Here is a 22,985-nt window from a genome sequence, read left to right as displayed (position 1 = left end):
ATAGCCTTTCCCGAATTTCATTTATAGGTTTAGCTAAAAAGCCCCTTAAGTTTATCTACAATTCCACCACCCTGCGCACCAGCTTCGCCTTCTTTAGTGCCAGTAAACAAGTTAGTCAGATCAGACAATTCAAATTTCTCATCCGGTCCTGATATTTTACTCAGCACATCTTTGATATCAAAAGAGCTATCATTAGGGTCGTTTGTCTTATTAATGAACTTACCAATTATCCCCGGGATAACAGAAGCTGCAATTCCTTTAGCAGTATCAAGATTAATGCCCATACCAGCCAGTTTATCAATAAAGCCTGCAGAAGCATCCTGTGCAACAGCACTGCCTTCAATATTTCCACCCTTAAAAGCATCCACAAGGCCACCAATGTTGCCAGAAGACAGTTGTTGCTTTAATGCATCTATAATAGAACCCGAAGCAGCAGAAATAGCAGCCTCATTATGCTCATTAGGAATATCAGTGTTATTTACGATAGCATCCTGAGTACTATCTTTTACCAGTTGATTTAAATTTTCTAGCATGATGGGTAGTTTTTATAGGTGAACTATTATTTTTTTATTAAATATAATATAAAAAAAACCATAGAAAGACTAAAAAAACGCACTATTTCTTCAAAATCAGGTCATTACGTATAATTTTATAATACATTAACTATCAGCTTATATTTGAGCGGATACCGCCCGTTTAATCAACAGCGGAAAGTAAAATATTGAACCTTAGTGTGCTTTTTACTATTAATTGCAACCCATTCTAACGACATTTAGGTTCATCATAAATCATTACATTTACAGAAAGAAACACCAACATTATGCTACCAACCATAAATTTCACAGAGACAGCGGCCTATAAGTACCTGGCCGATCACTTCATTGATATCAATGAGAAAAACTTAAAACAACTGTTTGCAGAAGATGAAAAGCGTTTTGAGAAGTTTTCCCTGGTTTTTGAAGACATCCTGCTGGATTACTCTAAAAACAGGATCAATGATACTACCCTTGCATTATTGATGCAGCTTGCCAGAGAATGTAAACTGGATGAAGCTATCAAAGCAATGTTTAGCGGTGAAAAGATTAACCAGACAGAAGATAGAGCAGTTTTACATACCGCATTACGTAATCAAAGCAATAAACCAGTTTATGCTGACGGCAAAAATGTCATGGATGATGTAAATGAAGTATTAGCCAAAATGGAGAAATTCAGTGAGGCAATTATTTCCGGATCCTGGAAAGGTTATACAGGCAAACCTATTACAGATGTCGTAAATATTGGTATTGGAGGTTCTGATTTAGGGCCGGTAATGGTTACTGAAGCTTTAAAAGCATATAAAAACCATTTGACAATGCATTTCGTGTCTAATATTGACGGCACACATATCGTAGAGACCCTGAAAACTGTTGACCCTGAAACTACCCTTTTCCTGGTAGCTTCTAAAACATTTACTACGCAGGAAACCATGACCAATGCCAATACAGCAAGAGATTGGTTCCTGGGCAAAGGTGCAAAACAAGAAGATGTAGCTAAACATTTTGCGGCATTATCTACCAATGCTAAAGACGTTGCCGAATTCGGTATTGATACCGAAAACATGTTTGGTTTCTGGGATTGGGTTGGCGGAAGATACTCTTTATGGAGTGCAATTGGAATGCCTATCGCTTTAAGTGTAGGTTTTGCTAATTTCAAAGAATTACTTGCTGGCGCACATGCAGCAGACGAGCATTTTGAGCATACCCCATTTGAGAACAATGCTCCTGTAATCCTTGCTTTACTGGGTATCTGGTACATTAATTTCTTTGATGCAGAAACAGAAGCTATCTTACCTTACGATCAGTATTTACACCGTTTCGCTGCCTATTTCCAACAGGGAGATATGGAAAGTAATGGTAAACATGTAGACCGTAATGGTAACGACGTAACTTACGAAACAGGTCCGATCATCTGGGGTGAACCAGGTACAAATGGTCAGCATGCATTTTATCAGCTGATCCACCAGGGAACACGTATCATACCATGCGATTTTATCGCACCTGCACAAAGCCTGAACCCTATAGGAGAGCATCACCCAATTTTACTATCAAACTTCTTTGCACAGACAGAAGCCCTGATGAACGGTAAAACCGAAGAACAGGTAACTGCCGAATTGAAAAAAGAAGGTAAGTCTGAAGAAGAAATCAAAAAACTTGCACCATTCAAAGTTTTTGAAGGGAACAGACCGACTAACTCTATCTTGCTGAAAAAAGTTACACCACGCAGCCTTGGAAGCCTGATTGCAATCTATGAACATAAAATATTTGTTCAGGGAATTGTATGGAACATTTTCAGTTTTGATCAATGGGGTGTTGAATTAGGAAAACAGCTGGCAAAAAGCATTCTTCCTGAATTGAAGAACAATGATGCAGTGACTTCGCACGATGTTTCTACTAACGGATTAATCAACCAGTATAAAACATGGAGATAGTCCAATAGCATTTTCAGCAACAACAAGCTATTAAAAAGCTAGTTAAGTACCGAAAAAGCATTATCATATAAACGTTTTCATTTGTATCTTTAATTATTGTTTAAACCTTTGAATCAAAAGACCCTCTAAGTTTTACACACATAAATAAACACAAATGGAAACGTTTAAAAATTTTCTGATCATAACCCTGCTTTTCTCAGGCTTGCAACTCAAAGCACAGACTAATCAGGAAACTACAGCAAAAGTTATTGGCGATAAAAATTATGTATTTGCAGCGACAAGTGCAAGCCCACTGAATGCAGCAGATATCAATAATGTAATGAGCAGGATGCCAGGATACGTAGGTAACGGAGGCAATATCAATCTCAACGGATCAAATTACGACTTATCGGTTACACCAGACAGCCTGGTTGCTTATCTGCCTTATTACGGCCGCTCTTATACCCCTAAAATTGGAGATCCGAATGATAGCGGAATCAAGTTTACCTCTAAAGATTTCAGCTATAAAAGTACCAAAACCAAAAAGGGCGGGTGGCTGATCCAGATGACCCCTAAAGATGTTAAAGACAATTACAAACTGACACTTTCGGTTACGAAAACCGGTAATGCTTCGCTCACCATCACAAGCAATAGTCAGCAGTCTATCACCTACAATGGAAATATCAACTGGCCCAAAGTAAAAAAGGAAAACAGACAGTAATCAATCTTCTGCATGCACTGCTTCTTTTTTAGAGATCAGTCCTACTTTGAAGCAGGGACAGCCGGAACCAGTTGTATCTGGAATAGTTTGCTAAATTTCTTACCTGTCACAAAAAGACGTTTGCCAGCAGCATCCCATGCAATACCATTCAGGACGTCTGTATTAGGAAATCTATCTTTTGCCGGTAAGATTCCGGTCAGATCAATATAACTCAACACAGAGCCGCTTTTAGGGTCTATAACAGCTATTTTATCTGTTTGGTAGATGTTGGCGTAAATTTTCCCGTCTACAACCTCCAGTTCATTCAGCTGATCTACCTGTCCGTTGTTATCATAGACGTCAATATAGCTTTCTTCCTTATAAGTATCTTTGTTTAAAAACCAGATTCTGTTCGTCCCGTCAGACTTGACAATGCGTTTCCCGTCAAATGCCAGTCCCCATCCTTCCCTGCTGTTCTGATATGGGAAAGTACCTACCTGCTTTAAAGTTTTGGCGTCATAAACAAAACCTACATCTTCTTTCCAGGTCAGTAAGATTATCTTATCACCAATCAGTGTTGAACCTTCACCAAAAAATTTCTTATCCAGTTCAATCTTTGGAGACGCTTTACCAGTCTGCAGGTTCACCCATTTTAAAGTAGAAAAACCATATTCACCACTGCTTTCCAGCAAACGGCCATTATGATATTCCAGACCCTGGGTATATGAACTTGTATCGTGCGGAAACGTATTGATCACCTTATAGCTAAACTGCGTTGGTTTAACCGCCGATTTTAGCACAATATTGATTGTAGCTGTATCTTTCTTTGACCCGTTATCCACTATAGCTGTAATCAGCTTATAGCCCAGAGATAAACTATCAGTTTTGATCGTCAATGCAGTTGCATCATTTTTTGTCCCGACAACTTTACCATCCAGCAAATAACTGATACTGCTGATTTTTTCATCAGCAGGCACATCCAACTGTACTTTAACATCCTCACCCAGTCCATAACCTTGTCCCTGCTCAGGGGTTTTGAAACTCAGTACCTGCGTTTGACTCCCGCTATTTTTACAGGAAATCACGAAAGCAATGCCCGTAAGCAAACAGATCAACAGGATTAATTTAGGTAATTTAACGAGCGTATTAGTTTGGCCAAAATGCATCTTCAATGTGATTAATTTTATAAAGTTGTTCATTTTCAAAAACAATTGCAACAATATCATAACGGATTTCCCCCTGATGGTTCTTTCTTTCGATATAGACAGAAGAGGCAAATTCCAGCTGTTTCTCTTTCTTCCAGTCCACAAAATCCTCTGGCTCTCCATAGCTGACAGAGCTACGGGTTTTTACTTCAACAAAAATAAGCTTACTGTCATAAAAAGCAATTAAGTCTATTTCTGCCCTTTTATGGACCCAGTTTTTTTCCAGGATACGATAACCACGGGTTTCCAGATAGCTTGCAGCAAGCAGCTCGCCTGTTTTTCCCAGTTCGTTATGCGCTGCCATTATTTAATGACTACAGAACCTAAAAACTTAGATATTTCACGCTCCACATTTTTCATAAAAGCATATTTTCCCATCAGAATATCCTGATTAACCGGATCAGGCTCTGCCTTTATTTCCTGCAATAACCCTAATAAAAGACGTTCAACTTTCTTCTTTTTCAAATGATATAAGCCGCCAAGAATGGTTGCCTTCAGATTCACCGTTTCATCCCTTACGTAAATCTGATGTTTATTATACCAGTTCTCACTGAGTGAATGGGGAGAAGTAGATAAAGTAATCGCTAAATCAGCAATTTTACGGTTCTCATTGGTGATAAACTGATTCGCCACAGGCAAATGCCCATTCTCAATCTCTTCTTTATAATTCTGAATAATCAGCTTACAGATTTCATTTTCGAAAGTTACATCAGACAGATTCTGCATGATAAACGATCCGATGTACATATTATCGATATTATCCCAGCTCACCAGCTCATGGCCAAATGCCAGTAAAAGTCTTATTATTTCATGCTCCTGCAGCAAATCATCATCAGCAACAACCTCCATCTCCGGAAGATCAGGCCCGGCATTATCATCAAAAAGATTATCCGGCGGTCCGTCCGGGTAAGCAGAAAATGACTGGTTATTTGCTGATGGCCTTTGATATTGTTGCCCCTGATTGCTCTGATTGCCTTTTTTAAATTTGGCATTCCGCATTTTGTTCAGCTCGGTCATTAGTGTATGCTCACTTACCTGGAGCAGATGACTACATTCCCTGACAAAGACAGAAACCTTAATTTCATCAGGTATCTTGGCGATACTTTCTACAATATCCCTGATAATACCAGCACGTTTAATCGGATCTGTACCTGCCTCCTTAAGCAGGATATCGGCCTTATAGAGAATAAAATCCTTACGGTTATTCTCTATGTAAGTTTTAAAAACACCGGCACCAACCTTGTGCATATAAGAATCCGGGTCATGGCCATCAGGAAAGTTTACAACCTTCACATTCAGCCCTTCCTCCAGAATCATATCCAGTCCACGCAATGAAGCTTTGATACCCGCAGCATCACCATCATACAGAATGGTTACATTTTTCGTAAAGCGCCCGATCAGCCTGATTTGCTCTATGGTCAATGAAGTACCGGAAGAGGCTACCACATTCTCAATGTTTGCCTGATGTACAGAAAGCACATCCGCATAACCTTCAACCAGATAACAATTATCTAAATCGCGAATTGCTTTTTTCGCCTGAAACAGACCATAAAGCACATTGGATTTATGGTAAATATCACTCTCAGGAGAATTGACATATTTAGGAACATTCTTGTCCGTTTTCAGTGTTCTGCCACCAAAACCAATCACCCTGCCCGTAAAATTGTGAATAGGGAACATTACCCTTCCACGGAAACGGTCATAGACCTTTCCTTTTTCATTACGGATAGCCAAACCTGTTTTTTCCAGGTACTCTTCCTTATGCCCTGCCGCAGCAGCACTCAGGATTAAAGCATCCCAATGATCAGGAGAATATCCCAGTTCAAATTTCTTAATAATATCTTCCCGGAACCCCCGCTCTTTGAAATAGCTCAGACCAATTGCCCGGCCCTGTTCACCAGTCCACAATTCGTTGGCAAAATAATTTGCTGCATACAAAGAGACTACATATAAACTTTCCCGCGCGTTGTTAGCCTCAATTACCTGTGGGCTTTCTTCCGTCTCCTCTACCTCAATATTGTACTTTTGTGCAAGATATTTTAGGGCCTCAGGATAAGAATACTTCTCGTGATCCATAATAAAATGCACAGAGTCTCCACCCTTACCGCAACCAAAGCATTTATAAATGCCTTTCGTTACCGATACGTGAAAAGAAGGTGTTTTTTCATTATGAAAAGGACAATTACCAATTAAGCTTGTCCCACGCTTTTTTAAAGACACAAAATCACCGACAACTTCCTCAATACGGGAAGTGTCCATAATCTTGTTAATAGTATCCTGATATATCATTCAAACAAATTACTTGACTAGCGGTATCAATGTTGCAGCTAACGTTTGATTCCCTTTTTCATTAAGGTGTACTCCATCAGTTGTTAAGATCCCTTTTGCAAGATCCTGCGGATTATTCTGCAAATCATATTCCGTAAACAACTTTCTCAGATCGCATAACACCAGTTTATTTTTAGTGGCCAGTTCTCTGATCGCTGCCGAATATTTATCCAGTTCAGCATCCAGTTCATTGGAACCATTCTTTTTCTCTCCAATAACTGCTGGTGTACAAACGACAACTTTAGCACCATTAGTCTGAATTTTATTAATTAATGCCTGATAGAATTTCACAAATTTATCCAGATCCGTTCCCGTATGAGAACTCTGTTTGTGCCAAACATCATTTACACCGATATAAATAACGACCAAATCTGGTTTTTTATTTAAAACATCATCTTCTAAACGCAGATAAAGATCATATACTTTATTCCCGCCAATCCCAGCACCAATTACCTCGTAAGTTGAGGAACTTAGTTTTTTGCTGATTAGATCAACATATCCACCCGGCTGGGCCCCTTGCTGAGTAATCGAATCACCAAAGAAAATAATCTTCTTAGATTTGGCTTTCATAGCCGTAAAAGTAATTAACAGGCATCCTGCAGCCAGAAATGCCATTGTTTGAATAAATCTTTTCATTAACATGCGGTTTGAAGGTTAGAATAGGTCTGTATAGCCGGAAATCTGGTTAAGATTCCCAGAGTAACAAAGGTAACCAATTTAGCTATTTTTTAGGTAAAGCTTTCGGACCTATTGGTAATGTTTGATTTTTAACGTGGCATGAACATACCCCTGATCGAATCTTGTATCCGGAATATATCACTCATTCCATATATCCCGACAGACTCTTCCAGATGGTCATTTGAAGGTTTTTCTTCTACGCCTGCAGCAATCAGATGAACCTGATTTGCCAGGTCAGGCAGATATTTCATCAAATAAATAGCATCAAGGGAAATTCTTGCTATACCATCATTATAGACAGCCCCTCTGGCTTTCAAATTCTTCAGGTCCTTTAATTCAGGAACCTGCGTAAAAACCTGATCGTAAAATTCTATAACAGGGCAATCATTCTGTCTCATAAAACGGTGTATATAAGCCGCATAAAACTGACCATCCAATTGGAATGAAATGACATCTTTTGGCCTGTAGAAAGTGATACTATCGCGATGCCCTGGTCTTTTTTTTAGTGGTACAGGCGCTGAATTTAAAACTGCTTTGATCTCATCCGTTTTTCTGAAAAAATGATCACTCAGCACCACACCTTTATTCAATTTGTCAATTGCTTTTAAAGCTTCCGCCGTGATCGTTTTATCTTTAAAACCATACTTATGCAGTAATACAGCCAATACAAGAACTACTTTCTGTTTATAATGTGCATCAATCTCATCTTTCCCGGCATTCAAAACACAATTCCACCGGGACAATAATTTAGGAAGAAAATCAGCCATTTGCTGCTCTGCAGTTTCCAATTCCCAATTCATTGACCAGCCTACCAATCTGGCCAGTTCATCATCAATACAGGAAACTAAGTCTCCGGCTGCCAGTTTATCTAATATCTGCTGATGCGTCATTCCTTAAAATTCTAGTGATAATCTTTATGCAGGATCAAAAAGCTTGCCCTTTCCTCTTTCTTGAAAGGCACATTCCAATTCCCCTGATAGGTAATCTTGGTTGGCAATTTATCATCTCCAAAATATCCCATTTCAATATTCATCTGCACATCAAAATCAAACAGCATATTGCTGTATTTCATATCTACATAACGGCCAAGAATTGCAAAATCACGTTTATCAAAAATCGTAATCAGCTCTTTAATCATCAGGCCGTCCTTAGTCCATTTACTCAGATCATCTTTAACACTTACCCTGAAACGGTATACAGGGATAGAATCCAGATAAGTTCCGCTCTGGAAGTTATAATCATAATACTGGCGCATATTTGCCGTAAAAATCTCCGTTTTACTTCCAATAAAAGGAATTCCTTTTACCGGTTTTCCAGGATTAAAAATCAGTGTTTTCAACTTCTCTTTATAACCTGAATTGGTATCGCCCTTACCTGCCGGAGCAGCAGAAGCTGCATTAGGAACAAAGTCAGACTTATAGGCATTCATAAAAATGTAATCAAACATCTCTACCGTATACAACTGATACTTACCATTCTTTTTAAACACCTTACCCGTATCCTGTTTAACCAGGTATTCCATTTTTACAGGGCCGGAATTAGAATGTCTGATTTTGCGGTAAATCTTTCCGTTTACCTTATTCTTCTTGTCATAAGTAAAAATCCTGTTTTCAGCAATGAAACTATACTTTTTCATCTTTCTGAAAGCTGCATAGAAGCTCGTATCCGTGGTAATAGCCTTAATAAAAGTCTCCACACTTAACTTCTGCGCTACGATATTCACATTAGAATCCAGCTGGATAGTCTTAATCGTATCAGGATTAAAACGGGGAATCTGCTGTGCAAATCCTCCATACCAGCTTACCATTAAAACAGTAGCGATGATCAGGCTCTTCATCTTCAAACCTTAGTTTCCTAATTGCTTTAAAGCGATATAAGCCATCAGACCAGTAGATATCTTTAAAGCATCTTCATCTACATCAAAATTTGGATGATGCACAGAATATTTAGTCCCTTTAGCCTCATTTCCAGTACCTAAGCGATAGAAACAAGCATCAGTAACCTGAGAATAATAAGCAAAATCTTCAGCAGCCATCCAGATATCCAGATCAACAACATTTTCTTTACCTAAATAATCCTCAGCATAACCACGGGCACTCGCACTAATTTTTTCTTCATTCACTAAAAAAGGATAACCATGCATGATGTTAAACTCACAGCTGCCACCCATACTTTCAGCAATACCTTCGGCCATTTTCTTCATCAGGCGTTTAGCCTCTGCACGCCATTCTTCATTCAGCGTTCTGAAAGTTCCTTCAAGTTTCACTTCATTAGGAATAATATTAGTCGCACCATTCGCAATTACCTTTCCGAAAGAAAGCACAGATGGCAATCTTGGATCAGCATAACGGCTTACGATCTGCTGTAAAGCAACAATGATATGAGAAGTAATTAATACCGGATCAATATTTTGCTGAGGCTGTGCGGCATGTCCGCCTTTTCCTTTTACAGTTACATATAATTCATCGGCAGATGCCATATAAATACCAGAACGGAAACCAACCTTTCCAGCGTCAATCCAGGGCATTACATGCTGTCCTATGATACCTGATGGCCTTGGGTTCTCTAGTACTCCTTCGGCAATCATCAGACTTGCACCACCAGGCAGCATTTCTTCTCCCGGCTGAAAAATCAGTTTAATAGTCCCGCCAAACTCAGCTTTCATTTCATTCAGAATATAAGCAGCACCTAACAAAGATGAAGTATGCACGTCATGTCCGCAGGCATGCATTACCCCTGGATTCTTTGAAACATAAGGCTTGTCATTTGCTTCAATGATTGGCAGGGCATCAATATCACCACGCAGGGCGATAACCTCTTCCGAGGGCAGATCTCCTTGAATTAAGCCAACTACACCAGTCTTTGCCATACTCGTGAAAGGGATACCCCATGCGGTTAGTTTCTCCTTAATAAATGCTGAGGTCTGAAACTCTTCAAAAGAAAGTTCCGGATTCATGTGAAGATGCTGGCGATAACCGACAACGTCCTGAAATATAGTATGCGCTAAATTTTGAATCTGTTCTTTGTTAATCATCTGATTTGCTATAAACGGGGTGCATTGATTTTTTCTCTGAAAATAAACAAAGTCGGGAAGGTTGACCTGAGTTCATTCATCAATTTCTGGGCTTCCAGACGTGTTCTGAAATCTCCCACACGGAGATAATAATTAGGTACTTTATAAGTAATATAAGTATTCAGCTTTGGATAAGCTGATTTAAAACGTGCCTGTTCATTAAAAGTCTTCCTTCTGTCTGAGCCATAAAATACCTGTACACGGTAGCCCATTTGCGGCACAATTGCCCCGCCAGTTCTATGCCCGGTCACAGGAGCTGCTTTCTTGTTTAAAGCAATCCTCTTTTCAATCAGGCTATCAATCAGCGGATCTTTAACAATGACTACTTCTCCTCTTTTCTGAGAAAAACCTGCCAGAGAAAAGCAACAAATAATGAATGTAAAAAATGATCTCATAGAAAGGGGTAAAACTATTATAAAAAAAGAATGCCGATTTCTTTTTACAAAAATCGGCATTCTTTATGTCTATTACAAATTACAATCCTGCACCATGACAGTTTTTGTATTTCTTGCCGCTTCCACAAGGACAAGGATCGTTTCTTCCGATGGTCACTTCTTTACGTATCGGTTGTTGCGGAACAGCCTCGCGGGTATCATCAAACTGTACATCTCCTGTACTGGTTGATGATGCAAATTCAGGTTTTGACAGCTGTAATCTGCTTGCTACCGGTTTAGGTGCCTGTGCTTCTCTGATGTCATCAGCTTCCTGCTGCATCGGGATACCACCTTTATATAAGAAACTTACTACTTCTTTATTGACTGCGTTCAACATGTTTTTAAACAAGTTGAAAGCTTCCATTTTATAAATGATTAATGGATCTTTTTGCTCATAAACTGCATTCTGTACAGACTGTTTCAATTCGTCCATTTCACGCAAATGCTCTTTCCATGATTCGTCGATTAAAGCAAGAACGATAGTTTTCTCAAAAGATTTCGTTACTTCTCTGCCATGATTAGCAATTGCTTTTTTCAATTCAACAGGAACCTGGATACTTCTGATTCCGTCAGTGAAAGGAACAACGATCTGTTCAATATGATCACCACGTTCTTCAAATACCTGTGTTAATACAGGCATTGCCTGAAGGATGATATTTTCAGATTTTCTTGCGTAAAAAGTAGTTGCTTCTTCAAACAACTTATCCGTTAAAATATGGATACTTCTTGAACTGAATTCTGCTTCTGTAATATCAGTATCCAAAGAGAAGTTTTTAATTACCTCTAATTTGAACCCTTCATAATTACCCGCTTCTTTATATTCAGAAACCACATCTTCAGCAACATCAAATACCATGTTGTTCATGTCTACATCCAGACGCTCACCGAACAAAGCATTTTTACGTTTAGCGTAGATTACAGAACGCTGTGAGTTCATCACATCATCATATTCCAGTAAACGCTTACGGATACCAAAGTTATTTTCTTCTACTTTCTTCTGTGCACGCTCAATAGATTTGGTAATCATAGAATGCTGAATCACTTCACCATCTTCAATTCCCATTTTAACCATGATGTTAGAAATACGCTCAGAACCAAATAAACGCATTAAGTTATCCTCAAGCGAAACGAAGAACTGAGAAGAACCCGGATCTCCCTGACGACCTGCACGACCGCGTAACTGTCTGTCTACACGACGAGACTCATGACGCTCTGTACCAACGATAGCTAAACCACCTGCTTCTTTAACACCAGCACCTAATTTAATATCCGTACCACGACCAGCCATGTTCGTTGCAATCGTAACCGTTCCTGCCTGACCAGCTTCAGCTACGATATCAGCCTCTTTCTGGTGCATTTTCGCATTCAGTACGTTGTGTTTAATACCACGTAATTTTAACATGCGGCTTAACAGCTCAGAAATCTCTACAGAGGTAGTACCCACCAATACTGGTCTGCCTGCTTCTGTTAATTTAACGATCTCTTCTGCAACTGCATTATATTTTTCACGAACAGTACGGTAAACGTAATCCTGCTCATCTAATCTTGACATCACCCTGTTTGTAGGTATTTCTACCACATCCAGTTTATAAATTGACCAGAACTCACCAGCTTCAGTTGTTGCTGTACCAGTCATACCACATAATTTATGGTACATTCTGAAGAAGTTCTGTAAAGTAACTGTCGCATAAGTTTGTGAAGCATCTTCTACTTTCACATTTTCTTTAGCTTCAATAGCCTGGTGTAAACCATCCGAATAACGACGGCCATCCATGATACGACCAGTCTGCTCATCTACAATTTTGATTTTACCTTCATCAATGATGTATTCAACATCTATTTCGAATAAGGTATAAGCTTTTAACAATTGATTCACAGAGTGGACACGCTCAGCTTTGATAGAGTAATCACGCATTAGTGCATCTTTCTGAGCAACTTTATCTTCACTTTCTAAAGTTGATTTCTCAATTTCAGCAATTTCAGTACCTACATCAGGCAATACGAAGAAATGCTCATCCTCACCAGATTTAGTGATCAGCTCAATACCTTTCTCTGTTAATTCTACCTGGTTGTTTTTCTCATCAATGTAGAAATACAAATGAGAATCCACTTTAGGCATATTTTTCGACTGATCAGCCATATAGCTGTTTTCCGTTTTAAGCAGGATATTTTTATTATTTCCTTCACTTAAAAACTTGATCAGTGCTTTATTTTTCGGTAAACCACGGTGCGCTCTTAATAAAGCTAAACCACCTTCACCTTCTTCGGTTCCGGTTTTACCATCTGCAATTAATTTTTTAGCTTCATTTAAAGCTTTGGTTACATACTCTCTCTGCGCATTTACCAAACGTTCGATTCTTGGTTTCAGCTCATGAAATTCATGCTGATCTCCAAAAGGAACCGGACCTGAGATAATTAAAGGAGTACGGGCATCATCAATTAAAACTGAATCGACCTCATCGACCATTGCAAAATGCAATTTACGTTGTACCAGTTGTCCTGGTTCCTGCGCCATATTGTCACGCAGATAATCAAAACCGAACTCATTGTTCGTACCATAAGTAATATCAGCCAGGTAAGCATTTCTGCGTTCCTGAGAGTTAGGCTCATGTTTATCGATGCAATCTACTCTGATACCGTGGAATTCGAATAAAGGACCATTCCACTCCGAGTCACGTCGTGCCAGGTAATCATTCACCGTTACAATATGTACACCCTGACCAGCTAAAGCATTCAGGTAAGCAGGTAATGTACTTACCAGCGTTTTACCCTCACCCGTTGCCATCTCAGCAATTTTACCATTGTGCAATACAATACCACCAATTAACTGAACATCATAGTGAACCATGTTCCATACTACAGTACTTCCCGCAGCATCCCATGAATTAGCCCAGAAAGCTTTATCACCTTCGATTTTAACATTCGCCCTGCGTGCAGCATATTCCCTGTCATAAGGCGACGCAGTTACTTCAAGTGTTGGGTTTTCAGAAAAGCGTCTCGATGTTTCTTTTACCACTGCAAAAGCAGCAGGAAGAATTTCCATCAATACAACTTCTAATGATTTATCTCTGTCTTTTACTAATACATCGATCTGCTCATAAATGGCAGTTTTTTCAGGTAAAGATAAATCCTGACCTTCAGCATTAGTTTTCAGTGTACTTATCTGGGTATCAATTTCAGCTAAAGATTTAGCGATTACGTCCTTAAAGTAGACAGTTTTGTTCCGCAATTCATCATTGCTTAAAGCCGAAAGTTTAGCGTATTCTTCATTTATCTTAATGACAAGTGGTTGGATTGCCTTAATATCTCTTTCTGATTTGCTTCCAAAAACTTTGGTTAAAAATCCTAGCATCGTTTCTATTTATGTTTTTATTTGTTTTTAAATCATCATTTTACAACAACCAAGCCATATCCGCGGACAGGTCACTTTGGCAGTTATCGAGGGATAAAACTACAAAATATCTTGTAATTGTACGGGCTATATTGCCTTTATTTAAGCAGACAAGTACAATTTGTCATTCGGGGGTAATGATTGAATGATAATAATTTATAAATTTTAGACAAAGCGGTTATCTTTGCTGATATGAATATCTTACTATTAGGTTCTGGTGGAAGAGAAAGTGCTTTCGCCTGGAAAATGAGTCAATCTGAACAATGCTCAAAACTATTTATTGCACCAGGTAATGGTGGCACAGCAGCATATGGTAAAAATGTAAACCTTAATCCGAATGATTTTGCCGCAATCAGAACATTTGTTTTAACGGAGAAAATTGAGCTTGTTGTTGTCGGGCCCGAAGAACCTTTAGTCAATGGTATTCACGACTTTTTCCTGGCCGACGAAAAACTTGCAGGAATCCCTGTGATCGGTCCTAAAAAAGAAGGCGCTATACTGGAAGGCAGCAAAGATTTTTCAAAAGAATTTATGGCACGCCATGGTATTCCGCATCCGGGATCCAAATCGTTCACTAAAGATACGCTGCAGGAAGGATTAGCTTATCTTGAGAACCACAGCTTACCCGTTGTTTTAAAAGCAGACGGTCTGGCAGCTGGTAAAGGTGTTTTAATTTGCGAAACCAAAGCAGATGCACAGGCAGAGCTGACTTTGATGTTAAGCGAAGGCAAATTTGGAAATGCAGGTGCAATTGTAGTTATCGAAGAGTTTTTAACAGGTATCGAATTATCTGTATTTGTATTGACTGATGGTGATAACTATGTGATTTTACCGGAAGCTAAAGATTATAAACGTATTGGTCAGGGTGATACCGGATTGAATACAGGGGGTATGGGCTCTGTTTCTCCGGTTCCATTTGCAGACGAGAAATTCTTAAAAGAAGTAGAGAACAGTATTATTATTCCTACGATAAACGGATTAAAAAAAGATAAAATAGATTATACAGGTTTCATTTTCTTCGGCTTATTCAAAGTTGGCGATAAACCAATGATCATTGAATATAACTGCAGAATGGGTGATCCTGAAACCCAAAGTGTGATACCAAGAATTGAGAATGATCTGGTAGAACTTTTCATCGCAGCTTCGAAAAAGAAGTTAAAAGATGTTCAATTGAAAATCAGCCCGAAAAGTGCAGCTACAGTTGTTATTGTAGCAGGCGGTTATCCTGGAGATTATGAAAAAGGTAAAGTGATGACCGGGATTGATAATATCCGCAAATCTTTAGCTTTTCATGCAGGTACTATTGCTGAGGGTGGCGTAATTAAAAGTAACGGCGGACGTGTGTTAGCGGTTACCAGTTTACAGGATAATATGTTTGAAGCACTGCAGTCGGCAACGGCCGATGCAGCAAGAATATATTTTGACGGAAAATATTTCAGAGAAGATATAGGTTTTGACTTGATGTAATATCAAATTTTTCACCTTAAAAAAGGCCCGGAACAATTGTTCCGGGCCTTTTATTTTAAAGAATATCTCCAACCTGATTCATATCCCTGTCTTAATACCTTGTCAATCGGTTTAACTTATAATTTTCATAAAAATTAAACATCCGATAATAAATCATGAAATAATCACAGGATAATTAAATATATTTAGGATTAATCACCTAATCATATCCTTATGAAAAAATTAATGATCAATGCAATGATTGCCGGCTGTATGCTGGGCTCATTGACACTCCAGCCAGTAATGGCAGCAACAGGTTTAATTGTCAAGGCCAAAAGCACAAGCATCAATTATGGCAAAGTAAAGCAAGGCAGATATATTATCTCTTTGTTTGGAGATAGTGCTCAGAATTTTACCAGCGCAGAAGTATATGATACCATCAGCGGCACCTGGCTAAACGTAACGTCTATTACAGGAAAGATCTACGCTGATGGCAAGGCCAATGCAGTGATTCGCTATGACAATGGTACTAAAACCCTGTATGTAGTGAACCAATTATTTATTGAGTAATATAGATAAGCCCGGCTATCTGCCGGGTTTATTATTTACAGATATTAATTTGAACCTACGCCTTCAAACCAGCTGGCAACCCGATTTCATCCATATTCGCAAGAATCGCATTTTCTATTAACACCACTCTCTTTTTCAGCAAATCTGCCATTTCTATAGTTGGTGCAATATTAAATGGATAACAGCCCGTTACCGATAAACCGGCTTCGACATTTGATATCCAGTTTTTAGCCAGATCAACATAATCTGCAAGTACGTGAACAGTATTTTTAGGCCCATAAATATCCAGATACATAGATGGAAGATCACCAACTACTATCCAGAGAAAATTATCTTCTTTACTTGAAGAATTATCAATTTCGTATAAGAAAACACATAGTTTCTCGCCTAAATTGAAATAAAGAGATGATTCTATAACAGCCCTGCACCAGGGAAACCCTGTAATGTATTGGGTCGCCCTCTTCTCCATTAAGATTACTTCTCCATAAAAGTCAAGATTTTCTTGTAGTGCAGCTGTTTTAATTGGGTAAACCATATATTTTTAGCGGGATATGCGACAAAGGTAAAAAATGCCTTTTTAAACTCATTATTTAATAGAAACATCTTCTGGTTCTAAGAGCTTAAAACAGCTCTCCCCCCACTAAATAAAATCCTGCAACAACAACAACCAACACCCCAACTGCTACAAAAGCAAACTCGATATATTCAGACTTTTTAGTATCAATGATAAACTTCTTACAATTCTCCTGTTTATAAAACACAGCGATACGCTCTCCTTTTCTAAAAGCAGAGGGGGAAGTTCCTAACGGATATTCTTCTACAACTTCCACTCCATCCAGTGTTTCATAACTAACAATCGGATAATAATTCCTGCCACTTGCGACTATATCAGATACAATACCGTCAACCTTTATTCCGGAGCGTTTATACTGCTTTCTCTTAAAAATCTTAGAAAGGCCAAAACCTGTTAACAGTAAACCTACAGCTAACATATACATCACCATATAATTCATATTCTTTAACACGTTCCCTTTAATTCCAGCCGGAATATTGTATCAATTCTTGTTTATTACGCAAACAACCTTATCACAGAGGCAAACGTCACCCAATATACGATATAAACAACAATGACCCAATTAATCACATCATTTTATTACGCCAAAATAAACAAAAGCTATACTTATAAGACAAAACATAAGCTCAGACTTTATATCGTAAAGCCGTGAACCAGAGCAGTCAAACCCGTGCTGACCGGTATATGGGTCCACCCTGAGTCCACGGTGAGTCCACGTTAGGTCCACCTTTTTTCTAAAATAGGTGGACTGGCTATGGAACTAAGGTTTACTTGATTTGGATTCACACAGAAGTTAACTTAACTTAAAGTAAAATAAAACATAAATTCATTTTAAATTATTCACCTTATGGCAATACGCAAAGGCAACTTCCTGATTGGAAAGCTAAAAAACCTCGTGTTCAGAAAATTTAAAAATGTACAGATCGTACAGACTAAACCTGGCGAGAAGACAGTAAGGCAAAGCCCGGACACTAAAAAAAAGGCTTATCTTTTTGGAAGGGCAAGTATGCTGGGCAAATCTATCCGCTGGTCCAATAGAAACATGATTTTCGGATTTCACGATGGCCCAATGATTAATCGCTTAACGAGAAAACTCCAGGAAATACTTTCCCAATACTATCCCGTGAAAAACGAAACTCATCAATTTACAACAGATGGTTTTGCGAGGTTAAACGGATTCGATTTCAATTTGAATTCACCATTGCATAAAAGTCTTTGGGTAGAGCCCGTCATCACCCTTTCAGGTCACGAGCTCAATTTAACTTTACCTGAAATCAATATCCCAGGTGAAATAAAGTTTCCAGAAAACTGTCACAGCTGTATGATCACAATCAGTATGACTGCTATTGATCTGCAAAACGGCTATGAATCTGTACGCCCGGATTACAGAAAGATAGAGCTTACCAAAGAACAAAAAAGCCTGGAAAAACAGAAACTCAGCTTTCAACTGCCCCATGGATGCCTTTGTATTACAAGTATTGTGCTTCAGTACTTCTTCACAAAACACCATTTAAAGTTACTTTACAATCACAAAGAATTTAATCCGGCAAGAATTTGCAGTGCAGTCATTACAGCAGGGGATTTTATCTTTGAGAAGAATAAAGGCTGGGCACAATCCAGCTGGACTAAAGCAGCTTTTGATAAGTACGCCACCATAAATCAGGCATCTCCCCGTTCACAGCCATCGTATAATCCTCGTACCTACACGGAACAAGATGGAATCTTTCGTTTTTAGAGACCCCCGAAGGATAAGGCACCTGCATCCACCAGCGGTCAGACTTCTTGCTTTTTACAAAAAGCATTTCGCCTGTGCCATCATTCAAACTTGCACGATAAATTAAATATTGAGACTTAGGATTTAATGGGAAATCTTTTTTACGGTTGTAAAAACCATCTACAAAATACCACACCATCTGACCAAGCAGCATTGCTGACTGGCTGCCATTATCAAAAGCGGGGTTAAATTCATAAAAGCCGACAGAGGTTAACTTATCATTTAATCCCGCATAATGCGCAATCTTACAAGCCTGTTCCCCATAGAAACCATTCGGGCCGGCATTTCCATTTGCAGAAGAATCAGAAGAGCGGATACAGGAAAAATCAAAACTCATCATGTTTGCATTCCTGATCACCGGTTCAGCAGAACTCACATCAGTTAAAAACTCACCCAGACGGTGAACATCAAAATAAAGCTTATTCATCACCTTCAAACTATCCTGGTTCACCAGGTAGGTCTGAAATCCTATATTACTGAAATTAAATAAATAATTAGGCTGATGCATAAATATCCTGTTCAGATAAGCATCCGATCTGGTTTCGATATTCCCTGGCTCAGTTCCGTCTTCGTCCAGATCAAATTTACTATCTACAACGACCAGGTCAACCTTCTGCTCCAGAGCTTCATAAGCCATGTACTGCGCATAAGTCAGATCCTGACCGCCACCAATAATTACCGGAACAATATCAAGGCGCATCAATTCGGTGACCACCATTTTCAGCGCTACATAAGTATCAGAAATTGTCGCACCCGCAAGGATATTACCCAAATCCACAATCCGGCTCTCAAAAGCACCTTCATGTAATAAATAGAACTGCTCTCTGAAGTAATCCGGACCTAATGAACAGCCACTGTTATTGACCGCAGCACGGTCATCCTTGACACCGATAATAGCAATATCAAATTCTTTATCGCCCAGTTCAGGAAATTTTTCAGTATAAAAACTAGCCTTCATACCCATCTGACTGGTATAAAAGCCCTGTTTAGGTGTGAATTTTTCGAGAGCTAAAGGAGAGAAAAAATCGGATAAGGACATAATTAATGGTATCTATGCCGTCAAATATCTATTTTTGAGATCATATATTAATGAACATCCTAAAAAAAATGAAATGATTTTAGTTACCGGTGCCACAGGATTTTTAGGATCTGAACTCATTTATCAGCTGACAGGGCAGGGCAAAAAGGTACGTGCCCTTAAGAGGGAGAACTCAACAATTCCTGCCTTACTAAAAGACAATACACTGATAGAATGGGTGGTAGCTGACATTAATGACTTGTCCGCTTTGGAGGATGCCTTTGAACATATCAGCCAGGTATATCACTGTGCAGCAATTGTATCTTTTGATCCTAAAGATAAAGCAGCCTTATTAAAGGTGAATATTGAAGGGACCAGCAATGTGGCAAATCTTTGTGTTTACCATCAGGCAAGACTGCTTCATGTAAGTTCAGTTGCCGCGCTGGGTGAACCTAAAAAGGGGCAGCAGATTACTGAAAAAGATTTCTGGGAATATGATGCTACCGTCCACTCCTATGCAATTTCCAAATATGAAGGAGAAATGGAAGTCTGGCGCAGCATGGCCGAAGGGCTGGATGCTGTCATTGTTAACCCCTCAGTAATTATCGGTCCCAATGCCGGATATTCAGGCAGCGGTGCAATTTTCAAACTTGTTAAAGACGGCCTGGGCTATTATACCAGAGGCGCAACCGGGATTGTAGACGTAGAAGATGTTGCAAAAAGCATGATCATCCTGATGGAGAGTGAGATTACTGGCGAAAGATTTACAATATCTGCAGAGAATTATCATTATAAGCAGTTTTTTTCAGAAATTGCTCAGGGAATGGGTGTTAAAGCCCCATCCAAAGAAGCGAAACCATGGATGCTTGGCATTGCATGGCGCGCAGCCAAACTCGCCTCCCTGTTTACAGGAAAAGCAGCCGCACTGACCAGCGATGCTGCCAAAAGCAGTTTAAATATTAGTTTTTACAGTAACGATAAAATCAGGAATAGTACGGGTATCACCTTTAAGCCCCTGCATCAAAGCATTCAGGAAGTATGTGCAGGTTTAAAAAAACTTTAAAATGAAGCAAAAGAATATTTACATCATTGATTTCGACAGCACTTTCACACAGGTAGAAGCTCTGGATGAGCTTGCCCGTATCTCCCTAAAAAAACACCCGGATAAGGAAGCTATCTTCAAGAAGATTGAAGACCTGACTAACCTGGCTATGGAAGGGAAACTATCATTTAGTGAAAGTCTGGCGCAAAGAGTAAAATTACTGGAAGCTTCAGAAGATCATTTGAAACAACTGATAACCCGCTTAAAGAAAAAAGTATCAAAATCTTTCTCCCGCAATGCAGCTTTCTTTAAAAAACATGCTGACCAGGTATTGATCGTATCCGGTGGATTTAAAGAATTTATTACCCCTGTGGTAAGCCAGTATCATATCAAAAAAGAAAATATTTACGCCAATACTTTCGTCACCACTGGCGACGGCAAGATTATAGATTATGATCATGCAAACCCATTGAGCGAAGAAGGTGGAAAAGTAAAACTGATGCAGCACCTTAACCTGGAGGGAGAACTTTATGGTATTGGTGATGGTTATTCTGATTTTCAGCTTCGTGAAAGCGGGATGATCAAGAAATTTTACGCTTTTACAGAAAATATTTCCAGAGAAAGTATTGTAAGCAGAGCTGACCATGTTACGCCTAGTTTCGATGAGTTCTTATATGTTAACAATCTGCCAAGGGCGATTTCTTACCCTAAAAACAGGATTTTGTGTCTGGCTATCGGGGATATTCCGGAAGAAAGCCTGATGCTTTTGAAAAAAGACGGTCTTTCTATTCGTCATAAAACTTCTTTTGAAGATAAATATGTGAAGGATGTCCATATGATTTTGCTGGCTAAAGGCGAGAAAATGGATCCTGAAAAGTTAAAAATCGCATTAAAACTAAAGACGATAGGTTATTTGGGTGCCGCAGCAGGTAAACTGGACTTACAAGCCTGTACAGCTATGGGTATCGTGGTTTTTGAAGATCCTAAAAACAACCCGAGGAATGCCAATTTTATTCCTAAACGCATGCTGGACTTTATGAATAAGGGAACTACTTATCTGAGCAGTAATTTTCCTAACCTGCAATTGCCAAGAATTGACGCTTCACACCGCCTGATTCATGTACACCATAACGTACCGGGGATTATGGCGCAGATCAATACTGTTTTTGCAAAACACAGCATCAATATTGTAGGTCAGTTTTTAATGACCAATGCTACGATTGGTTATGCCATTACTGATATCAATGCCGAATATGACAAAGACCTTTTTAAATCTTTAAAGAAGATTGACCAAACCATAAAATTCAGAGTACTTTACTAATGGAACTGACACCAGAAATAAAAAGCAAACTGGATAAACTACAGGAAAAGTATGAGGCTATGGGCCAGGATATGGCTGCCTATCTTGACGGGCTGCTCTATGCTGATTTCTTAACCTATTGGGATTATATCCACCTGGACACCTTATTGAGTCTTCAGAGCCCTAAAACACCCTTTCCGGACGAAGAGATTTTCATTATGTATCATCAGATTACAGAGCTTTATTTTAAGCTGTGCCTGCATGAATGCAAACAGATTGCTGAACATTCTGCTTTAACAGTAGAATTTTTCACTGCACGTGTGAAACGTATCAATGCCTATTTCAATGCCCTGACCAGTTCTTTTGATGTCATGGTAGATGGAATGGAAAAAGAGCAGTTCCTTAAATTCAGGATGTCATTATTACCGGCCAGTGGTTTTCAATCTGGTCAGTACCGGATGATAGAAATCTGTGCAACCGATTTTACCCGCTTAGTTGATAAGAGTAAAAGAGAAGAACTTGCTGGTGCAAGTATAGAAGAGAAGTTTGAAAACATCTATTGGAAATTTGGAGCAACCGAACTGGCCAGCGGAAAACAAACGCTGACTTTAAAACAGTTTATCAATAAATATGCGGCGCAGTTTCTGCAGTTGGTTAAAGACCGGGAACAGACTAACTTTTCAATTTTATATACTAAATTCCTTAACGATGGCCAGGATGTAAGCCTGTTAGCCGAAGAATTAAGAAAGCTGGATTTGTTTGTCAATGTCGAATGGCCTTTATCACATTATAAATCTGCGGTAAGATACCTGGAAAGAGATCCTGTGGATATCGCTGCTACCGGGGGCACAAACTGGCAGAAATACCTGCCTCCGCGTTTTCAGAAGAGGATCTTTTACCCCTTTCTGTGGACAGAAGAACAACTGGAAGAATGGGGGAAGGCCTGGGTACTGAGCGTCCTGAAAACTATCAAAAAATAAATGCCTTTTTTATGACAGCGAACCTG

Annotated in this window: 21 protein-coding genes; 8 read left to right on the top strand and 13 right to left on the bottom strand. The window is 39.1% G+C overall.

The annotated features are described in order from the left end of the window. Window positions 1-29 precede the first annotated feature (29 nt). Window positions 30-533, bottom strand: coding sequence for a hypothetical protein (locus HDE68_RS08165; RefSeq protein ID WP_183880804.1), 504 nt, complete (start codon window positions 531-533; stop codon window positions 30-32). A 287-nt stretch (window positions 534-820) separates the two neighbouring features. Here HDE68_RS08165 and pgi point away from each other — a divergent pair, with 287 nt between their 5' ends. Beyond that, complete coding sequence (gene pgi / locus HDE68_RS08160) at window positions 821-2,467, top strand: glucose-6-phosphate isomerase (protein WP_183880802.1); 1,647 nt, start codon at window positions 821-823, stop codon at window positions 2,465-2,467. A gap of 154 nt (window positions 2,468-2,621) precedes the next feature. Then, window positions 2,622-3,167, top strand: a complete 546-nt coding sequence (locus tag HDE68_RS08155; protein ID WP_183880800.1) for a DUF4251 domain-containing protein — start codon at window positions 2,622-2,624, stop codon at window positions 3,165-3,167. 41 nt (window positions 3,168-3,208) lie between these two features. Here HDE68_RS08155 and HDE68_RS08150 read toward each other — a convergent pair whose 3' ends face one another. The 9 genes from HDE68_RS08150 to secA all read right to left on the bottom strand — a co-directional run bounded on the left by HDE68_RS08150 (window position 3,209) and on the right by secA (window position 14,216). Then, the gene (locus HDE68_RS08150; RefSeq protein ID WP_183880798.1) at window positions 3,209-4,312 is read right to left on the bottom strand and encodes a glutaminyl-peptide cyclotransferase; all 1,104 of its coding nucleotides are present in this window, start codon (window positions 4,310-4,312) and stop codon (window positions 3,209-3,211) included. Then, a complete protein-coding gene (locus tag HDE68_RS08145; protein ID WP_183880796.1) occupies window positions 4,293-4,655 on the bottom strand; it encodes a YraN family protein in 363 nt (120 codons plus the stop codon). Before HDE68_RS08145 ends, HDE68_RS08150 begins: the two co-directional genes overlap by 20 nt. After that, window positions 4,655-6,640, bottom strand: a complete 1,986-nt coding sequence (dnaG, locus tag HDE68_RS08140; protein ID WP_183880794.1) for a DNA primase — start codon at window positions 6,638-6,640, stop codon at window positions 4,655-4,657. The genes HDE68_RS08145 and dnaG overlap by 1 nt, the downstream gene beginning before the upstream one ends. A gap of 9 nt (window positions 6,641-6,649) precedes the next feature. Beyond that, entirely contained in the window at window positions 6,650-7,315 is a 666-nt protein-coding gene (locus tag HDE68_RS08135; RefSeq protein WP_183880793.1) for an SGNH/GDSL hydrolase family protein, read from the bottom strand. Window positions 7,316-7,446: 131 nt separating this feature from the next. After that, the gene (locus HDE68_RS08130; protein WP_183880791.1) at window positions 7,447-8,247 is read right to left on the bottom strand and encodes a hypothetical protein; all 801 of its coding nucleotides are present in this window, start codon (window positions 8,245-8,247) and stop codon (window positions 7,447-7,449) included. An 11-nt stretch (window positions 8,248-8,258) separates the two neighbouring features. Then, window positions 8,259-9,194: a hypothetical protein gene (locus tag HDE68_RS08125; RefSeq protein ID WP_183880789.1), complete on the bottom strand. Its 936-nt coding sequence runs from the start codon at window positions 9,192-9,194 to the stop codon at window positions 8,259-8,261. Window positions 9,195-9,203: 9 nt separating this feature from the next. Further along, window positions 9,204-10,391 (bottom strand): M20 family metallopeptidase, encoded by a 1,188-nt coding sequence (locus HDE68_RS08120; RefSeq protein WP_183880787.1) that lies wholly within the window; start codon window positions 10,389-10,391, stop codon window positions 9,204-9,206. Window positions 10,392-10,399: 8 nt separating this feature from the next. Further along, window positions 10,400-10,825 (bottom strand): SPOR domain-containing protein, encoded by a 426-nt coding sequence (locus tag HDE68_RS08115; RefSeq protein ID WP_260171701.1) that lies wholly within the window; start codon window positions 10,823-10,825, stop codon window positions 10,400-10,402. Window positions 10,826-10,904: 79 nt separating this feature from the next. After that, a complete protein-coding gene (gene secA, locus HDE68_RS08110) occupies window positions 10,905-14,216 on the bottom strand; it encodes a preprotein translocase subunit SecA (protein ID WP_183880782.1) in 3,312 nt (1,103 codons plus the stop codon). Window positions 14,217-14,447: 231 nt separating this feature from the next. On the opposite strand from secA, the gene purD reads away from it, so the two are divergent. Both purD and HDE68_RS08100 read left to right on the top strand, forming a co-directional pair. Continuing rightward, entirely contained in the window at window positions 14,448-15,722 is a 1,275-nt protein-coding gene (gene purD, locus HDE68_RS08105) for a phosphoribosylamine--glycine ligase (RefSeq protein WP_183880780.1), read from the top strand. 213 nt (window positions 15,723-15,935) lie between these two features. After that, window positions 15,936-16,271: a hypothetical protein gene (locus tag HDE68_RS08100; protein WP_183880778.1), complete on the top strand. Its 336-nt coding sequence runs from the start codon at window positions 15,936-15,938 to the stop codon at window positions 16,269-16,271. 55 nt (window positions 16,272-16,326) lie between these two features. Here HDE68_RS08100 and HDE68_RS08095 read toward each other — a convergent pair whose 3' ends face one another. Together HDE68_RS08095 and HDE68_RS08090 are read right to left on the bottom strand one after the other, a co-directional pair. Further along, window positions 16,327-16,806, bottom strand: a complete 480-nt coding sequence (locus HDE68_RS08095) for a hypothetical protein (RefSeq protein WP_183880776.1) — start codon at window positions 16,804-16,806, stop codon at window positions 16,327-16,329. 85 nt (window positions 16,807-16,891) lie between these two features. Then, window positions 16,892-17,263 carry a DUF3592 domain-containing protein gene (locus tag HDE68_RS08090; RefSeq protein WP_183880774.1) on the bottom strand — a complete coding sequence of 124 codons (372 nt, stop codon included), beginning with the start codon at window positions 17,261-17,263 and terminating at the stop codon, window positions 16,892-16,894. Between the two features lie 429 nt (window positions 17,264-17,692). On the opposite strand from HDE68_RS08090, the gene HDE68_RS08085 reads away from it, so the two are divergent. Beyond that, a complete protein-coding gene (locus HDE68_RS08085; protein WP_183880772.1) occupies window positions 17,693-18,580 on the top strand; it encodes a hypothetical protein in 888 nt (295 codons plus the stop codon). Here the strand turns inward: HDE68_RS08085 and HDE68_RS08080 are convergent. Continuing rightward, window positions 18,471-19,658 carry a formimidoylglutamase gene (locus tag HDE68_RS08080; protein ID WP_183880770.1) on the bottom strand — a complete coding sequence of 396 codons (1,188 nt, stop codon included), beginning with the start codon at window positions 19,656-19,658 and terminating at the stop codon, window positions 18,471-18,473. The genes HDE68_RS08085 and HDE68_RS08080 overlap by 110 nt on opposite strands. 73 nt (window positions 19,659-19,731) lie before the next feature. On the opposite strand from HDE68_RS08080, the gene HDE68_RS08075 reads away from it, so the two are divergent. The 3 genes from HDE68_RS08075 to HDE68_RS08065 are packed head-to-tail and all read left to right on the top strand — an operon-like array spanning window position 19,732 to window position 22,959. Beyond that, window positions 19,732-20,700: an NAD-dependent epimerase/dehydratase family protein gene (locus HDE68_RS08075; RefSeq protein WP_183880768.1), complete on the top strand. Its 969-nt coding sequence runs from the start codon at window positions 19,732-19,734 to the stop codon at window positions 20,698-20,700. 1 nt (window position 20,701) lies between these two features. Further along, the gene (locus tag HDE68_RS08070; protein ID WP_183880766.1) at window positions 20,702-22,000 is read left to right on the top strand and encodes an HAD-IB family phosphatase; all 1,299 of its coding nucleotides are present in this window, start codon (window positions 20,702-20,704) and stop codon (window positions 21,998-22,000) included. Next, window positions 22,000-22,959 (top strand): tryptophan 2,3-dioxygenase family protein, encoded by a 960-nt coding sequence (locus HDE68_RS08065; protein ID WP_183880764.1) that lies wholly within the window; start codon window positions 22,000-22,002, stop codon window positions 22,957-22,959. Before HDE68_RS08070 ends, HDE68_RS08065 begins: the two co-directional genes overlap by 1 nt. The last annotated feature ends 26 nt before the right edge of the window (window positions 22,960-22,985 follow it).

This window comes from Pedobacter cryoconitis, assembly GCF_014200605.1.
GTDB lineage: Bacteria > Bacteroidota > Bacteroidia > Sphingobacteriales > Sphingobacteriaceae > Pedobacter > Pedobacter cryoconitis_B.
Note: the sequence above shows the minus strand (reverse complement) of the source record. Positions and strands in the feature narration are given on the sequence as shown.

Coding starts and splice junctions, on each gene's coding strand:
- HDE68_RS08100 (WP_183880778.1), top strand. CDS start 15,936: ATGAAAAAATTAATGATCAATGCAATGATTGCCGGCTGTATGCTGGGC.
- HDE68_RS08155 (WP_183880800.1), top strand. CDS start 2,622: ATGGAAACGTTTAAAAATTTTCTGATCATAACCCTGCTTTTCTCAGGC.
- HDE68_RS08070 (WP_183880766.1), top strand. CDS start 20,702: ATGAAGCAAAAGAATATTTACATCATTGATTTCGACAGCACTTTCACA.
- HDE68_RS08145 (WP_183880796.1), bottom strand. CDS start 4,655: ATGGCAGCGCATAACGAACTGGGAAAAACAGGCGAGCTGCTTGCTGCA.
- HDE68_RS08165 (WP_183880804.1), bottom strand. CDS start 533: ATGCTAGAAAATTTAAATCAACTGGTAAAAGATAGTACTCAGGATGCT.
- dnaG (WP_183880794.1), bottom strand. CDS start 6,640: ATGATATATCAGGATACTATTAACAAGATTATGGACACTTCCCGTATT.
- HDE68_RS08130 (WP_183880791.1), bottom strand. CDS start 8,247: ATGACGCATCAGCAGATATTAGATAAACTGGCAGCCGGAGACTTAGTT.
- secA (WP_183880782.1), bottom strand. CDS start 14,216: ATGCTAGGATTTTTAACCAAAGTTTTTGGAAGCAAATCAGAAAGAGAT.
- HDE68_RS08095 (WP_183880776.1), bottom strand. CDS start 16,806: ATGGTTTACCCAATTAAAACAGCTGCACTACAAGAAAATCTTGACTTT.
- HDE68_RS08115 (WP_260171701.1), bottom strand. CDS start 10,825: ATGAGATCATTTTTTACATTCATTATTTGTTGCTTTTCTCTGGCAGGT.
- purD (WP_183880780.1), top strand. CDS start 14,448: ATGAATATCTTACTATTAGGTTCTGGTGGAAGAGAAAGTGCTTTCGCC.
- HDE68_RS08150 (WP_183880798.1), bottom strand. CDS start 4,312: ATGCATTTTGGCCAAACTAATACGCTCGTTAAATTACCTAAATTAATC.
- HDE68_RS08120 (WP_183880787.1), bottom strand. CDS start 10,391: ATGATTAACAAAGAACAGATTCAAAATTTAGCGCATACTATATTTCAG.
- pgi (WP_183880802.1), top strand. CDS start 821: ATGCTACCAACCATAAATTTCACAGAGACAGCGGCCTATAAGTACCTG.
- HDE68_RS08065 (WP_183880764.1), top strand. CDS start 22,000: ATGGAACTGACACCAGAAATAAAAAGCAAACTGGATAAACTACAGGAA.
- HDE68_RS08135 (WP_183880793.1), bottom strand. CDS start 7,315: ATGAAAAGATTTATTCAAACAATGGCATTTCTGGCTGCAGGATGCCTG.
- HDE68_RS08080 (WP_183880770.1), bottom strand. CDS start 19,658: ATGTCCTTATCCGATTTTTTCTCTCCTTTAGCTCTCGAAAAATTCACA.
- HDE68_RS08090 (WP_183880774.1), bottom strand. CDS start 17,263: ATGTTAGCTGTAGGTTTACTGTTAACAGGTTTTGGCCTTTCTAAGATT.
- HDE68_RS08125 (WP_183880789.1), bottom strand. CDS start 9,194: ATGAAGAGCCTGATCATCGCTACTGTTTTAATGGTAAGCTGGTATGGA.
- HDE68_RS08075 (WP_183880768.1), top strand. CDS start 19,732: ATGATTTTAGTTACCGGTGCCACAGGATTTTTAGGATCTGAACTCATT.
- HDE68_RS08085 (WP_183880772.1), top strand. CDS start 17,693: ATGGCAATACGCAAAGGCAACTTCCTGATTGGAAAGCTAAAAAACCTC.